The organism is Acinetobacter defluvii (assembly GCF_001704615.3).
Taxonomy (GTDB): Bacteria; Pseudomonadota; Gammaproteobacteria; order Pseudomonadales; family Moraxellaceae; genus Acinetobacter; species Acinetobacter defluvii.
Window position 1 is genome coordinate 349995 of the sequence record NZ_CP029397.2, and the last position, 14967, is coordinate 364961.

Here is a 14967-nt window from a genome sequence, read left to right on the forward strand (position 1 = left end):
GAGTTATAAATTTATCCCTTTGCCAATGGATAAAGCTTGTCATCAAACTGTTCTAAAGTTGCAAACTCAATCGGTTGTAAATGCTCAATATTATGTAAATGCTGACGATAATCGACCAACATCTGCTCACGCGCTTCCTGTGAAATATACGGTACATGATAAGCAATAAATGGCGGTAAAACCTCATAACCAACATAAGCCAAAGTACCACGTTGGATCGGAATCAAGATATTTTCCATTGCACCATGAATCGCAGTTTCTCCAAACATATGATCACGCCCCCCTAATGTGAAACATAACATCGCCTTTTTACCTGCCATGCCGCCATGATTATAAAAACGTTTACCGCCATAAAAAATACCTGACACAAATACCCGATCAATCCAACCTTTTAATAGGGCAGGCATCGACATCCAATACATGGGGAAATTTAAAATCAAGAGATCTGCTTTTTGAACTTTTTCAATCTCAGTTTGAATGTCATCTGCCAAAACATGATGTTTACTGGCATGACGCTGTTCCAAAGCATAATTTAAATAATCAGGATTACCACGTTCAGTAAAATCCGCAGCAGATGCCACAGGATTAAAACCCATGGCATATAAATCAGAAACTTCAACCTCATGTCCAAGTTTTTGTAATACGTCAATCGCAGTGTTTTTAAGGGAATTGGTAAAAGAAAGTGGCTCAGGATGAGCATGGACAATCAAAATATTCATGAGTTGTATTTTCCGAAATTTTATAGGTGCTGTTGTTATTGCTTGTTGGAATTATTCACCAAATGATCTAAATCGCCAATTACCCAAAATTGATTTTCAAAGTCTACAAGGTAAATTTCGACATGCTTAGCACAGATGAGTTTTAGTACAGACATAAAAAATGCCAGTTCATGACACATCAACTGGCATCCCTCTGAGTGCGAATTATTTCCGTAAAAATAATTTCGCTAACTTGATAAACTGCTGGAGAACAAAATCATATTATGAGAATTATGGTGATTTTACAATCTTATAAATTGTAAAATTTCTTTCGATTATCAAATAGAACCTTGAATGTTGACTTGAAAATGCTTCGGAGTTGGATTTAATTCAGACAATTGATCATTTTCAGACAAGGCTTGATAGCGTTTTTCGATTTGTTCAGCCGAGTCTTGTAACGTTTCAATTAACTTTTGCAAATTTAAAAAATCAAAGCGATTTTTTGAGGCTAAAACAGTTAAAGCCAAAGGTGCTTCTTTGCTTGAAAACTTAATGGGAATTGACAAGCCAGACACATTGGGATCAAGCTCACCTTGAGAAAAATAGTAACCTTGTTTTTTGATTTTCTTCATTTTTTGAATAAAAATATCTTCGTTCTCCGCAAAGCCAACTTCTGCAAGTTGTGTCTGAAAGCGAGTGTAGTAATTTTGAATATGCTGTTTTGATAAATGCGCCATGATGACTTTCGGTGATGAACCCATATAGACAGGACGAGGGCAGCCACGACCATAGGTGAGCAAGGTTTCATCGCGATAAACTTCATGATGCACATCAATACAATAATGATCATTCAATTGGGTGAGTAGGCAGCACAGTTCGGTGCGTTCAGAAATTTCCTGCATAAAAGGTTTGCTGATTTGGACTAAAGGATCAGTCGTTCTAGAAATATAATCCATCACTGCAATTTTAGGACCTAAGGTATAGTCTCCTGATGTACCACTCAAGCGCTGTAAAATATCTGCTGAAACGAGTTCTTTTAAATATCTATAACTTGTTGGTCTTGATAGATTTAATTCTTCACAAATAATATCAACATTAATCACGGGGCGTGACACCGAGAATAAATCCAATACGGTGAGAATTTTACCAAAACTTGAAAGCGCCATTGATTACCTACTTAGTACCTATAGACCAGAAAAGAAAATTTATCATGTTACTTTATAACAAAAAAAAATGAAAAAAAATTGAATTTAATCATAAAACTGTTTGATTTAGAAAATCACCACAAATTTAGCCAAAAGTATGCCTCATTATCTAAAAAGCCAAACTGCTCTTTTTGAAAATATAAGAGAAATCTAGTCTATGCCTACAAGGCAAGATATTTGTATAAATTTATCTTTGATTTATGGGTGTATTATCGCTATTGGATATTTTTATTGACTAAAAATATTTTTTTTGAAAAAATAACTTTAAAAATATCTCATCATGAATTTATTTTTAATTAAATTTTGATCGTGGTGTTAAGCATATTTTCCCTCCTCGTAATTCAATATCATCGTTTTGCTTATTTAGGCTCATGATCTCGGCTTTATAGAGCGGTGCTTGAGTGGCTGATACAAAACGTAGAGAGGCGTATTCACTGGCATTTAGCAAATAAAGGATGATGATGTTATTTATTCGACAGTTATTGGCTTTTAGACCCAATAAATTAGATTGGATTTTTGCAACTAAAACCTTTATTGCAGCCATGCTGGCTTTATATATCGCATTTTCATTGAACTTGAGTTATCCGATGTGGGCGATGGGTACGGTCTTTGTGATTGCTAATCCGTATTCAGGGATGACTGCCTCAAAAAGTATCTATCGGATTTTGGGGACTTTAGGTGGCGCATGTTTTGCTGTCGCTGTTACGCCTTATTTGATTAATACGCCGTGGCTATTTAGTTTTGTTTTGGCGAGCTGGGTAGCACTGTGTTTGTATATATCTTTGTTAGATCGTACGCCACGTAGTTATATTACGATGTTGGCAGGCTATACCGCTGTTATTATTTGTTTTAATGCAGTTTTTTATATTGAAACTGTTTCAATCTTTGATATGGCACTTGGGCGTTTCCTCGAAATTTCTCTAGGCGTCGTGTGTAGTGCTGTTGTTACTACGACAATTTTTCCTATGAATATTGGTCCTGTCGTGGAAATGCGAGTGAGCAAAAGCTTAAAAGATATTAAAACTGTTTTTGATGCGATTTTGTCAGACCCGAAACATCAGGATAACTATACGCAGTTATTGGCAAGTATTACTCGTGATACGACTGATATTCACACCATGGCGATTCATTTAAGTTATGAAAAATCAAAACTTAAGGGAATGACCAAGCCTTTGCAAGAGTTACTCCATCAAATGACCATGTTGCTTGCAAACTTGGTGGCGATGTCTGAAAGGATTAAGCAGCTCGATGAAATTGATTTGGGATATCGTCAGTATTTGCAGCGTTTTCATCAACAGGTGGATGCTTTCTTAGAGGCTCATCATACGATTCAGCAAGATCAATTAAAACATTTACCAACAAATTTTGATCGCACATTTGATGAGATTGTGAAACATGCCAAAGCACAGCAGCGTATTGTTTTGGGGAGTTTGAAAATGGACATTCGTCACTGTATCCAAAATGTGCAAACGGTACGTTTAATTTGGCAATCTATTCAAAATGGACAAACAAACTTACCTGAGTCTGTGGTCAGTCTGACAACCACTTATCCAAGTTTACATCGTGATTATGGCGTGGCAATTCGGGGCGGTATTTCTGCTTTTCTCACTATTCTGATTGCTTGTGCTTTTTGGATTTTAAGCGGTTGGAAATATGGCTTCATGATGGCGGAAATGGCAGCAATCAGTGCGTGTATTTTGACATTTTTAGATAATCCTGTGCCTGCTTTAAAAATGTTTATTCAAGCGACAACGGTAGCAGCGGTATTTGTTTTTATCTATGCCTTCGGCATATTTCCACAGGTCAGTTCATTTTTTGAATTGGTATTGGTTTTTGCACCATTTTTAATGTTCTGTTTATTGTTATTTTTGCATCCGCCTTTAAACGGTTTTGGTCTACCTTTGATTATGGGCACGGTGATGGGATCAAATGTTCAAAATCATTATTTTATGGACCCAAATTTAGTATTGGACTTTTCCCTCGGAACCATCATTGGTCCAATTATTTCGATTTGTGTGGTGCATATGGTACGTGCCATGTCGCCTGATATGGCCGTGCAGCGGATTTTGGCATTACATTATAAAGCGCTACGAGAAAGCATTTGGATGGATTATGGAACGGGCTTTCGGATTCATCTGCGGAGTATGTTGGATCGTATCGGTGTGTTAAATACCAAACAGGTGCAATCTGAACATTTAAGTGCAGAAATTAATGCTGCTTTGATTGAATCGAGTGCTGTGATTGATTTAACCCGTTTACAAGAGTTGGTTAAAAAACTCTCTACAGAGTCGCCCGTAGTTGCTTCGATTTTTCAATTACAAAAATACTTAAATCAATGGTTTGGCTTAAAAGAAAAAGGGAAAAATGATCAGCAACTATTTACCTCTATTGTGCGACAACTCGATCAAATCCTTGAGCAAGCCCAAAGCTTAGGGGATGAAGATATACGGCATCGTATTGAAATTTCTATTAATAATATTCGAAATAGTATATGTCATATCCCCACGGTAACTGCTGAAAATTCAGCAATTTTAGTTGGAGTGTAAAAATGGGAGAACTGAATGTTTATGGTGTTTACGTGCCTATTTTTCTTATCCAAGCGGTGATGGCGTATGGCGTATGGCGAGTGGTGTGTTTGGGTACCGACCGTTTGATTGAACAGGACTGGATTGCATTACCGAGTATTTTTAATCTCGCTGTGTATTTGATTTTATTGTGGCTCATTCATTGGTTGTTTATTTAGATCATGAATACATAAAGGAGAGATTGGGTTCTACTCAAAATTGTTGGCTAAACCGTGTGTTAAAATTTGATGATTGGATAACTGAAATGAAAACGTTTGATCTACGTAAAATAATACAACCTATTTCTTTGGTGATTGTGGTTATTATCGCTATTTTATGTGCAAGGCATATTTGGAATTATTATAATGCCGAGCCTTGGACACGTGATGGGCGTATACGTGGAGATGTGATTCAGGTGTCTTCCGATATCGCAGGTTTGGTTACTGAAGTTTTAGTGCAAGACAATCAGACCGTAAAAAAAGGACAGCCGTTATTTAAAATCGACCTTGCGCGTCAAACTTTAGATGTTGAACAAGCCAAATCTGATTTAGCCAAAGCCAAATCAGGCTTAGCAGAAGCAGAAGCAGGACTTGCGCAAGCACAAGCCAGTTTAATTAAGTCACAAGCCAATCTTCAGCTTGCAGATAAAAATGCACGCCGTTATTCTGATTTAATGGATGGTGCAATTTCAAAACAAGAACAAGATCAAATGTTTGCAGTACGTGACCAATCGCATGCAGAGCATCAACAATTTCAAGCAGCGATTCAGCAAGCACAAGCCAATATTAAACAGCAAAAGGCATTGGTTGAAGCATCCACCAGTAATTTACATTTGGCTGAGTTAAATATGCATCGTGCTGAAGTGATTGCACCAGCCGATGGTACATTATCCAATTTTGATATGCGTGCAGGGAATTATGTCAAAGTGGGGCAAGCAGTTGCTGCCTTGCTTGATCGTAAGCAGTTGTATGTTGTGGGATATTTTGAAGAAACGAAATTAAATAAGATCCATTTGGGTGATCCTGCTTCTGTACAGTTAATGGGCGATTCAGTAAAATATAAAGGTCATGTGCAAGGAATTGCCTCAGGAATTGAAGATCGTGAACGTACCACTTCATCGGGTTTATTAGCCAATGTAAATCCAACTTTTAGTTGGGTACGTTTGGCGCAACGTGTGCCTGTTAAAATTGTCTTGGATGAAGTGCCTCATGATTCTTTGGCTTTCGTGGCAGGGCGTACTGCGACCGTGCATATTTTAAAAGCCCAATCATAAAATATTGACGTTATTCGAAGAAAAATATTTGAATGAGCAGATTGTTTTTTATTGGGAAATACATTGTGATATCAAATTATGCAGTGATAAAAAAACCCACATCGCAATGTGGGTTAAGTCTTTTAGAGAGCTAAAAATTAAAATAATTTAACAGGAATATCTAAGAATAAACGCCATTCATTGGTGTCACCAATGTAAGTGTCTTGGTAAGCATCGCTTGCACGGTAATAAGAATGACGTACACGTAAGCTGGCATCTTTAGCAAAACCATTTTGAACGGTATATTTAACTTGGTTAAAGAATTCACGTTCTTGTGCATCATCTACACCATTGGTTTTAATGTCCCAACCATAAACAAATGCAGTTGTCCAATTTAAACCAGGTACGCCATAACCACCGAAGTCTAAGTTATATTGCAGTTGCGCTGATTTTTCATGGTTACCAATGAAGTCAGACAAATATGAGTTTGGTAGATAAATACTTTGGAAACCATCAGCATTCATGTTGTAGTCATAACCCGTGTTACCAGTATTTTGTTGGTAAGCCAACATTAGAGTATGCGGTCCTTGGTTATAAGCGCTTGATAATGCCCAAATGTTATTGCTACGACCATCAACATCGCTATTACCAATAGTAGATGAATAAGTGTCTGCGTCTTTATCCCACTCTGTGTGATAACCACTAAAGTCAAATGTTAAAGAACTTTGGTCTGCAAGTGGAAGTTTATAGTTGGCATTAACATAATGACGTTCTAAAGCATCTTTAGAATCTAAACCAAAATACGCTGCACTGAGTTGATCATCAAATTTGTATTTTGCACCCCAAACGATCGCGCTATCTAATTCATTGCCATCGCTGTTGATTTGATCCGACATTTGATTTTTAGTGAATTTACCAGCGGTTAACTCTAAGCCTTTGATCTCACGACTTTTTAGCAATGTACCTTCGAAGTATTCAGGAACCATACGACCTGTATTGCTTGCAAGTACAGGTAAATCAAGCACTTGTGTTCCATAAACAACAGTCGTGTTAGAGAAACGTGCTTTTACATTGGCACCACCACGTCCCCAATGGTCATATGCTGAACCATCATTGTGTTTTGGGATCATGTTATTGTTAGCATTGTTATTTGAACCGAGTTTGATTGAGCCATCGCCCAATACACTTACGCCAAAACCAACAACACCTTGGGTAAAACCAGAATTTAATTCAACAATAGCAGACTGTGCATAAGAGCTTTGATCTGGATTGCCATTTTTTTTATCACGATGAATAAAACCAGTACGGAATAAAACTGATCCTTCAGCATCTTCGACAAAGCCTTTTGCTTCGCTTTGTTCGCTTGCATAAGCAGAAGAAAGAAGAGCAGCCTGAATGAGCACTGCTAATGTAAGTTTATGTGGGGTTAGCATTCGGCTTGCCTCTTACTGTATTTGTTTCAAAATATTTAAACTGCGTGAATTGTATATTTTATTTACAAAAAAACTAGTATTTGTAACAATTTTTTTGTTATTTTTAAGAATATGACTGTTATTTTTGTTTTGGCTTAATGCCAAGCCCTGTATAGCTTTTAATCAAAAAATCATTGAATAATTTACCAAAAGTTGTAAAAAGCAGTAGAATTTTGCTCTCTTTCTCCCTGTGTACATATCCCACAAAAATGACAATATTTTCATTCAAAAACATGATGGCTTTGCCATTGTTATGCTTCGTTTCTACTTCAATCTATGCTGAAAATACCGCATTGGTGACCTCAAATGGTATTTTATCTGGCGATTTTGGTGCAGTGTCTAAATATATCTATCGCGGTGGAGTCGAAAATGATGATGTGGCATTCCAGGCAGCTTTAGAGTATGCCCATAAAAGTGGAGTTAGTGTGGGATATTGGGGCTCAACGCTTGATTATGATGCAACAGATGAAAATCGTACGCATGGCTTTGAACATGATCTTTATATCGCCTATGGGGACGAAATCAACGCCGATTTAAGCTATAACTTACAAGCCACAGCATATATCTATCAGCATGGGGGAACGGTTTATGCAGATGCGCATAAACGTAAAACCACTGCTTTTGATGTGTTAGGCGAACTTGCCTATAAAGAATTCACTTTTGCTGCCTCTGTACTACTGGCGGATGCTTCTTTTGGTAATGCTGGAGATATGTACTTGAGTGCAGCTTATAATCATCCATTGCCTAAAAATTTTATTTTAAATGCCTCTGTGGGTGGCTCTGTTTACAACAGCGGTCGTGATGATGAGATTGTCCAAACAACTAAAGACTTTGCTTTTAATGAAGCACGTATTGGGCTGAGCAAAAGCCTTGCCGAATCTAGCGTGGTTGCATCATTGGACTATATATTAGGGGGTGAAGATCGCTTAGGTGAAGACTTTGATAATCATGTGGTTTTTGGGTTAAATTATCATTTCTAAGCAGATTTATTATTTGAACTTTAAATTTTAAAATAGTTGGATTAAGTGTATTTCTCAACGGAAATGCACTTTTTTTATGCGCTACAGAACTGAAAAATTAAATTATGCTTAAAAATGTGACAGTTTTTTTACTTTTAGGGGGGAATTTCAAATCAATATTTAAAAACTAAACTTTAAAATTTATAAGTAATTGTAATTTAAATATAAAATTAAATATTTCCTCATAATCACTTGCTCGCTTTTATAAATACTCCATGAATTTTTTATGCTCAATATGAATATTACAAATGAATCTTCAGAATATAAGATTACTCAGTGACAGCCTCAATTTTATATTTTTAATTATTTCAAATATTTGAAAATAATTATTTTATTTAAATTTATAAAAATAAATAACGCCTTTTGAATCAGGTTGGCATAGCAATTGCTAAATATCAAATGAGTTAACAAATCTAAGCAAAATAAACATCGAATGATGGGGGAGTACTAGACATGCAATTTACCACTAAATTTTTAGCATTCGGGATGTTGGCACTAAGCACAAGTATGGCTATGGCTGAAGATACAACATTATCAAAATTAGGTTTAAGCTTTGCAGGTAATGCTGCAGTGACCAGCGATTATCGCTTTCGTGGGATGACGCAAACCTTGTCAGACCCTGCTGTGCAAGCAAGTTTTACTTTAGCACATAAGACAGGGGTATATTTTAGTGCCTTTGGTTCAAATGTGAATTTTGGTGTATCTGAACCACATTTAGAGCTTGACCCATCGGTAGGTGTTTTAATTCCTTTAAATATTTCAGATAACTTTAAATCGACTTTGGATATTGGGGCGGTGGTCTATAACTATCCAAGTGCAACAGAGGATTTTAACTGGACGGAAGGATATATCAAACTGACTATTGCGGATGTTGGGGTGAAAGGCAGCAGTTTACTGACCAATGTCAACTATACAGATGACTGGGCAGACGTGGGTGGTAAAAGCTGGAATGTAAATGTGGGATATTCTGCACCGATTGCAGATACAGGTTTTGGTGCTTTGGCAAATGTAGGCTATACCACCATGGATAAAGCAGTTTTAGCAGATGGCACAGATGATTATGTCGACTGGAAAGTGGCGGTGAATTACGCTTTTAAATCAGTACAAGGTCTAAGTGCCGAATTGGCTGCTGTCTGTACAAATATTGATACAGAGGGTTTAGACCATCAAACTGAACGAGGCTTGGAAACAGGTACAGTGTTTACTTTAACCAAAGCATTCTAAGAACAAAAAAATAAAAAACATCATAAAAATAAGTGGCAAATAAAAATATCTTCTCCATCCCTCTCTTGCACAAGAGGAGGGATTTTTTATTTTTTAATCTTAAAGTTACTTATTCTGTTTAAGCTTCTTGCTGACGATAAGACAATGCTTCACTTAAATGTGCAGTTTCAATATCAGCACTTTGAGATAAATCAGCAATACTACGTGCCACACGCAAAATCCGATGGTAGGCACGTGCGGATAAATTTAAACGTTGTTGTGCGATTTCCAACATATTTTTAGAGGCTGTATTGAGCTGGGCATGTGCTTCAAGTTGTTGTGGTGACAGACTTTGATTACTGACTCCTTGTCGTTGGATTTGAAAATGATACGCTTGTAAAACCCGTTCTCTGACAGTTGTTGAGTTTTCGACATTTCCTGTACTTTGTAACTCTTGTGCTTTTAAAGGCGGCACATCGATATGTAAATCAATACGGTCTAGTAATGGTCCTGAAATACGATTTTGATAACGCTTAATTGCTTCAGTTGAACATTGGCAACGACTGTCTTGATTAAACGCATAACCACATGGACAAGGATTCATGGCAGCAATCAGTTGAAAATCGGCAGGAAAGGTAATTTGTCGTGAAGCTCTAGAAATGACAATTTCTCTAGATTCCAAAGGTTGCCGTAACACCTCCAAAACCTTTCGGTCAAACTCAGGTATTTCCCTAATATAAAATAGAATTGTCAAAATATACATAGCATTCAGGTCGTAACAGTACCTAATAAATAATTAGAACGTTAGAAGGGATGAGGTCAATATTGTAGTCATAATATGCTTGTTTATAATCAAAGCAGAATTTAAAAGGGTTTGAATTTTAAGATACGAAATCAAATAACAGAGGACTTTTATAGCTTAGTAACATAGAAGCTCCAAGTAAAAGTCTCCTGTTATCTCAGCGCACATCAAATATGATCATTCTATATTAATTGTTGATTAAGAGATGCTTAAAGTTTTCATAGATCTGAGCAGCAACTTCATTGGCATCGACTTCCCATATATCTGCAAGCTCATTAATAACTGGTTGAACCTGAGCTGGTAGTAAAGGTGTACCTGTTTTCACGATAAAAGGACCATCAGTTTCAGTAAGGATCATATTTTTAGGTATATGTTTTACTAATTGTCTCCCTTTTTCTGTTTTCAACATTCGCTCATTTATTGAAAACCAGCATCCAGCTTTCAAGGCCTCTCTTAACTCAGAAAGGTTGCCTGTAAACCAATGTAGCACTGGTATACCATTATCAAAATTTTCACTTAGGAGTTCTATAACAGGCCGTGTTGCTCTAAGACTATGTATGGTTAAAATTTTAGGTGATTCGTTGTTGGCTTTTTTCAAAATATGTGAGAAAACCTTTTTTTGGATTTCCCAATGATTTCGAAAGTTAGGGGAGCCATCTAGCCCAATTTCACCAATATATCTAGTTTGATTAACTAATGAATCAAATAGCGCAAGTTCGTCATAACGTTCATGAGCTAGCTGCGGATGTAAACCCAATGCTGTTTTGATTCTTGAACTATGACGAGTTAGTTTATCAGTGCCAAACCACGCTTTAGGCGTTGTGGTTACTGATAATATATAGCTTTTAGAATCTCCACATGCTTTGGCTACAGCATGTGGGTCATCATATAAATCTAAATGGCAATGAAAATCAATGTAAGGGTAAATCAAATATTAACACCTAAAGATTGTGACTTTAAATAGTCTTCGACCTCTTTAAATCCTCGAACCACTGTGTCTAAAATTTGCCTTCTGATCTTTAAATCAGTAGGCAGTGCTCCTGACTTAGAGATCCAAATTTTAGGATTTTTTACCTTTTTCAATTTTCTAATAGCTAGAATCATTGACATAAGATCATCGCGATTGTCTGGATCCTTTATTACTAAACCCAAATCGTTATAAACATAATTTACTGTTTGATCAGGCATCGCGGCTGAATGGAACGAAGCTCTCCTTATTATACATGGAACGCATTTCCCGCACTGAATTCCAGTCCTTTTCCATTTACCACAAGACACCGTATCTTTAGCTATCTGCTCCAAAACTATAGTATTTGAGCAGTTTTTCATCATCTCTCCTTTAGTCATAAATTGGTAAGGATTATCTAGAATCACAGGTAAATGCACTCGATGAAACAATTCGTTTAATAAACTCATATAATGAGGATGCGTTGTTCTAGTGCTCAGTGAACCAATTCGACGCGGAGTAAGGGGTGGGTTAATTGAAATCAAACCATTTTCTGGAACGTATAAGGTCGTTAATTTGCCTGCTTGATAATGTTGGCTTATTGCGGTACTGATTAATGTACCGAAAGCAATAAAGTTAAAGCTCCTAGTACGCATTTGCACATCAGTTGGAATATCACCAGCCTTTCTTGGATATGCAATAACTTGAAATTTTGAATTTTTTAAGCCCAATAAATTATACAGATTATCTTGTTTAGATTTATCCCTAGCATAGGCATGACTAATTAGCACTGGATTAATTTTTTTTGAAGTTAAATCAATAATACCAATAGCACTATCTAAGCCACCTGAAAAAAGACATGCAGAGTCATGCCCAACCAAAGGTATTTTACGGCCGCGTTTGATCTTATCTGGCCAAACAAAATTCCCTGTCCTAAATTGAAAATGCCACAAGTCACCACTCAAAAAGTGCAAAATTTCTTTCAACAACTCAATTTGCGGAATCCATACACTTGGATTGATAAGAGGAATTGAAAGCTTAAACTCTCGACACCATCCATCCTCAGCTTGTTTATTTCTCTCAACAAATGTATCGGCTGCTGTAATAGCCATTGCTATAGTCAAGAAATCTAGTGCTGTTTCATCTAAATCCTCTTTAATCCTTTTTATTTCATTTAATAAAGGGCGACCAATACTTGCATATTCCCCATTTTGTGCAGGAGGACCATATAAATGCACAGGAATCAAACTGTCTGATAAAGCAGGTAGTTGAGTGGTGTCAGTATCAAAATATAGTTCAATCATTTAAGTGATCCTCCCATTCACCCCAAATATCTTGGATAGCATTTTTTTGTATTGTTTCAATGTCTTGTTTGTTAAGTGTATTGATGTTTTCTAAATGAGTTCCGAAATTCAAATCCACTGATGTCTTAATTAACTCCAATAAGCTTGATTCAATCATTTCTACTTTTTCTGGTGTATCCGCTTTATCGAATGCTGTTTTAGAATCTAAAATAATTTGTTCAAAAATACATTGGGTGAGATAGTTAATCATCATATCTACGATAATATCATCAGTAATTTTTGAAAAATCGAATGTGGAGAATCCATCTAAAGCCTCTGCTAAAGCTTCATTCATTGCCGCTCTAATACGTTCAGAATCTCCATTGACGTCAATAATAGAATCAATAATTTTATCTATTACGACATCTACAGGTTGACCTTGTAAATCTGAAATATTTAAAGAGTTAGTATCTGAGCCTGACTGTAGAGACCTTAAGGCATCAAATAAACTACCTCCAGCTCCTATCATAGAGCTAAATCTTCTAGCTCCGTTAGATTTACCGCCAGTGGCACTCTTTGCATAATGACCAAGGGCTTTTTTTAGGTCACTTGTATTCCCGCCCCCAGCTGAAGCAGCTTGTCCTAAGGCTGCTCTAAATCCTCTGAAACGTTGTTCTAATTGATTATTACCTGGTCCTTGACCATCACTATCTGCCCATGAAGGAACGAGCGGTGATGTACCATGTGGACCTTTACTTGATGTAGATGTTCCCATAATTTATCTCCCCCTTAACTTTTTGGAAACCAGCTTTCTTTTTTCATCATTAAATTAAACCACGGAGTTTTTTCAACCATGACTGTATTCATAAAACTTATAAACTGAGGTCTAGTCTCTTCAAGTTCCTTAGCTAATAAAAATGCTCCCATGAAGCCATTTGGCTTTGACTCCCAATTATTATGTTTACTTAGTTCACCTAAGATTAGATCCATCACTAATGTTTCTTCACCTACAGGTATATCACCTATAGCTTCTGGTGCTGCTTTAGAAGAAGTATTTCTAATTTTTAATAATGTATTAAAAGCAGTTTCACCATCACTAGATAACCCTTTTGATACAGTTCTTAAAGGCACGGTTTCTTTACTTAGATATACTAATGGTCTTAGGTTTACATTTTTGAATTTTGGTTCCAAGCCAAACCAGCTTAGTAAAAAATCATAATGATCTTCCCATTCCTTAGGAAGTTTTCCTTTAAAACCATCTATATCATTGGTTAATTCTTCTAACTCTTCTAAAATTTTAGGTTTACCATCTGAGGAACTGTTAATTAAATTGTATAGATATGAAATACTTTTTGAATTACAACATCTTTCAAATAATGCCATTTTGGTGATTAGACTAATATCAATTGGCATTTGCCTAGCACTAGCAATGATTTGACGCGTACTAATAACATTAAGCATTCTTTTTACAATTCTTGGATTACCCTCAATGTATTTATTCTCAGCTAGAAGATGCGCTATACGGTCAGAGACATAAAAATTAGTAGAGAGATTTTGTGTACTAACAGCATTTGCATCTAATAGGGCAAGAGCATCGTTAACCTTAATAGGATCATCTTTCCAAGATAGTCTTAGATTTGATTCAAGTCCTTTGCGAAGACTCTCCAATTTTTCTTGCTGGATTCCGTATATTGGATGGATTGATGCATATAACAAAAATAAGTAGGCACGTACTTCTCGAGTACTTATACGAGGTACTTTTACGGGAAATTGGATGAGTTTATCTAGATAATCAGTAATATGCCTTTCATCGATCCCATTAAAATGATCTTTGACAGCAAATCTAACCATTTCTTCGTCAGCAGCAATAACAAAAGCTGTATTCTTCATGAATAAAAATAGTCTTAAAGATTCAAGTGTCTCAATTGTCTGCTTTGGAAGACATCTGTCCAAATTATCAACAAAAACAATAACTTTTTTATTCAAAGATTCCAACAAATCCTCAAATTCATTTTTTAAAGCCGTAATCTCTTTTGGTGCTGAGCTTTTTTCCTCATTAAGAATATCTTTTAGGCTTTCTTTTCCTTTATTAATAGTATCAGTAATATTCTTTGCATCTTCTTCCCCAGCACTACCGCTGATTCCATTACCAATAGAGTCAATCGCTTTTGAAAGTAGACCAAATGTAGGAACACCAAAAGCTAAAGCAGTCCCTTCAGCAGCCCAACCTAAAGCTCGCAATTTATTAATTCTTTTTCCAATACTTAATGCTTTTTCATATAATTTTTCATCTTGTTTAACTAATTTAGAAATTTCAGTATTAATGACCTCTAATAGTGAAGCCCTAGCATCATCAAAACCTTGATATAACCAAGCATCAAATCTAATAATTACATAATCATCATGATTTTCAATATGTTCTAGATTGTTTTGAATTAGATTTAAGATTGTAGATTTACCAGTTCCCCATGACCCAAATACACCTATTGAAATAGGTAACATTTGAGGATTCTGAAGAACATT

At 36.1% G+C, this 14967-nt stretch carries 13 protein-coding genes and 1 pseudogene; 5 read left to right on the forward strand and 9 right to left on the reverse strand.

Features of this window, described 5'->3' with window-relative positions; all coding sequences use genetic code 11:
- Positions 1–11: 11 nt before the first annotated feature.
- Together DJ533_RS03990 and DJ533_RS03995 are read right to left on the reverse strand one after the other, a co-directional pair.
- A complete protein-coding gene (locus DJ533_RS03990) occupies positions 12–719 on the reverse strand; it encodes an NAD(P)H-dependent oxidoreductase (RefSeq protein ID WP_065993348.1) in 708 nt (235 codons plus the stop codon).
- Between the two features lie 317 nt (positions 720–1036).
- A complete protein-coding gene (locus DJ533_RS03995) occupies positions 1037–1864 on the reverse strand; it encodes an IclR family transcriptional regulator (protein WP_065993349.1) in 828 nt (275 codons plus the stop codon).
- A 500-nt stretch (positions 1865–2364) separates the two neighbouring features.
- On the opposite strand from DJ533_RS03995, the gene DJ533_RS04000 reads away from it, so the two are divergent.
- The 3 genes from DJ533_RS04000 (at position 2365) to DJ533_RS04010 (ending at position 5740) form a co-directional block, all read left to right on the forward strand.
- The gene (locus DJ533_RS04000) at positions 2365–4449 is read left to right on the forward strand and encodes an FUSC family protein (protein ID WP_065993350.1); all 2085 of its coding nucleotides are present in this window, start codon (positions 2365–2367) and stop codon (positions 4447–4449) included.
- Between the two features lie 2 nt (positions 4450–4451).
- Complete coding sequence (locus DJ533_RS04005; RefSeq protein ID WP_065993351.1) at positions 4452–4646, forward strand: DUF1656 domain-containing protein; 195 nt, start codon at positions 4452–4454, stop codon at positions 4644–4646.
- A gap of 86 nt (positions 4647–4732) precedes the next feature.
- A complete protein-coding gene (locus DJ533_RS04010) occupies positions 4733–5740 on the forward strand; it encodes an HlyD family secretion protein (RefSeq protein ID WP_065993363.1) in 1008 nt (335 codons plus the stop codon).
- 137 nt (positions 5741–5877) lie between these two features.
- On the opposite strand, the gene DJ533_RS04015 is transcribed toward DJ533_RS04010, so the two are convergent.
- Together DJ533_RS04015 and DJ533_RS18620 are read right to left on the reverse strand one after the other, a co-directional pair.
- On the reverse strand, positions 5878–7152 hold the full coding sequence (locus DJ533_RS04015; protein WP_065993352.1) for an OprD family outer membrane porin: 1275 nt from the start codon (positions 7150–7152) through the stop codon (positions 5878–5880).
- A 118-nt stretch (positions 7153–7270) separates the two neighbouring features.
- The gene (locus DJ533_RS18620; RefSeq protein ID WP_171488524.1) at positions 7271–7426 is read right to left on the reverse strand and encodes a hypothetical protein; all 156 of its coding nucleotides are present in this window, start codon (positions 7424–7426) and stop codon (positions 7271–7273) included.
- 1 nt (position 7427) lies between these two features.
- Between DJ533_RS18620 and DJ533_RS04020 the strand changes: the two genes are divergently transcribed.
- Together DJ533_RS04020 and DJ533_RS04025 are read left to right on the forward strand one after the other, a co-directional pair.
- On the forward strand, positions 7428–8171 hold the full coding sequence (locus tag DJ533_RS04020) for a TorF family putative porin (RefSeq protein ID WP_228716510.1): 744 nt from the start codon (positions 7428–7430) through the stop codon (positions 8169–8171).
- A 492-nt stretch (positions 8172–8663) separates the two neighbouring features.
- Positions 8664–9434, forward strand: a complete 771-nt coding sequence (locus tag DJ533_RS04025) for a TorF family putative porin (RefSeq protein WP_065993354.1) — start codon at positions 8664–8666, stop codon at positions 9432–9434.
- Between the two features lie 118 nt (positions 9435–9552).
- On the opposite strand, the pseudogene DJ533_RS04030 reads toward DJ533_RS04025, so the two are convergent.
- The 5 genes and pseudogenes from DJ533_RS04030 to DJ533_RS04050 form a co-directional block, all read right to left on the reverse strand.
- Positions 9553–10143 (reverse strand): annotated as a pseudogene (locus DJ533_RS04030) (ATP-binding protein); the annotation flags it as partial.
- A 259-nt stretch (positions 10144–10402) separates the two neighbouring features.
- The gene (qatD, locus tag DJ533_RS04035; protein WP_065995606.1) at positions 10403–11146 is read right to left on the reverse strand and encodes a Qat anti-phage system TatD family nuclease QatD; all 744 of its coding nucleotides are present in this window, start codon (positions 11144–11146) and stop codon (positions 10403–10405) included.
- A complete protein-coding gene (gene qatC, locus DJ533_RS04040) occupies positions 11143–12465 on the reverse strand; it encodes a Qat anti-phage system QueC-like protein QatC (RefSeq protein WP_065995607.1) in 1323 nt (440 codons plus the stop codon). Before qatC ends, qatD begins: the two co-directional genes overlap by 4 nt.
- Positions 12458–13219, reverse strand: coding sequence for a hypothetical protein (locus DJ533_RS04045; RefSeq protein WP_109849249.1), 762 nt, complete (start codon positions 13217–13219; stop codon positions 12458–12460). The genes qatC and DJ533_RS04045 overlap by 8 nt, the downstream gene beginning before the upstream one ends.
- A 14-nt stretch (positions 13220–13233) precedes the next feature.
- Positions 13234–14946 (reverse strand): KAP family P-loop NTPase fold protein, encoded by a 1713-nt coding sequence (locus DJ533_RS04050; protein ID WP_267285738.1) that lies wholly within the window; start codon positions 14944–14946, stop codon positions 13234–13236.
- Positions 14947–14967: the final 21 nt, after the last annotated feature.

What these genes read in the sequence shown, in the direction of transcription:
- DJ533_RS03995 (WP_065993349.1), bottom strand. Translation starts at nt 1,864, where the DNA reads ATGGCGCTTTCAAGTTTTGGTAAAATTCTCACCGTATTGGATTTATTC.
- DJ533_RS18620 (WP_171488524.1), bottom strand. Translation starts at nt 7,426, where the DNA reads ATGTTTTTGAATGAAAATATTGTCATTTTTGTGGGATATGTACACAGG.
- qatC (WP_065995607.1), bottom strand. Translation starts at nt 12,465, where the DNA reads ATGATTGAACTATATTTTGATACTGACACCACTCAACTACCTGCTTTA.
- DJ533_RS04025 (WP_065993354.1), top strand. Translation starts at nt 8,664, where the DNA reads ATGCAATTTACCACTAAATTTTTAGCATTCGGGATGTTGGCACTAAGC.
- DJ533_RS04045 (WP_109849249.1), bottom strand. Translation starts at nt 13,219, where the DNA reads ATGGGAACATCTACATCAAGTAAAGGTCCACATGGTACATCACCGCTC.
- DJ533_RS03990 (WP_065993348.1), bottom strand. Translation starts at nt 719, where the DNA reads ATGAATATTTTGATTGTCCATGCTCATCCTGAGCCACTTTCTTTTACC.
- DJ533_RS04010 (WP_065993363.1), top strand. Translation starts at nt 4,733, where the DNA reads ATGAAAACGTTTGATCTACGTAAAATAATACAACCTATTTCTTTGGTG.
- DJ533_RS04050 (WP_267285738.1), bottom strand. Translation starts at nt 14,946, where the DNA reads ATGTTACCTATTTCAATAGGTGTATTTGGGTCATGGGGAACTGGTAAA.
- DJ533_RS04020 (WP_228716510.1), top strand. Translation starts at nt 7,428, where the DNA reads ATGGCTTTGCCATTGTTATGCTTCGTTTCTACTTCAATCTATGCTGAA.
- DJ533_RS04005 (WP_065993351.1), top strand. Translation starts at nt 4,452, where the DNA reads ATGGGAGAACTGAATGTTTATGGTGTTTACGTGCCTATTTTTCTTATC.
- DJ533_RS04000 (WP_065993350.1), top strand. Translation starts at nt 2,365, where the DNA reads ATGTTATTTATTCGACAGTTATTGGCTTTTAGACCCAATAAATTAGAT.
- DJ533_RS04015 (WP_065993352.1), bottom strand. Translation starts at nt 7,152, where the DNA reads ATGCTAACCCCACATAAACTTACATTAGCAGTGCTCATTCAGGCTGCT.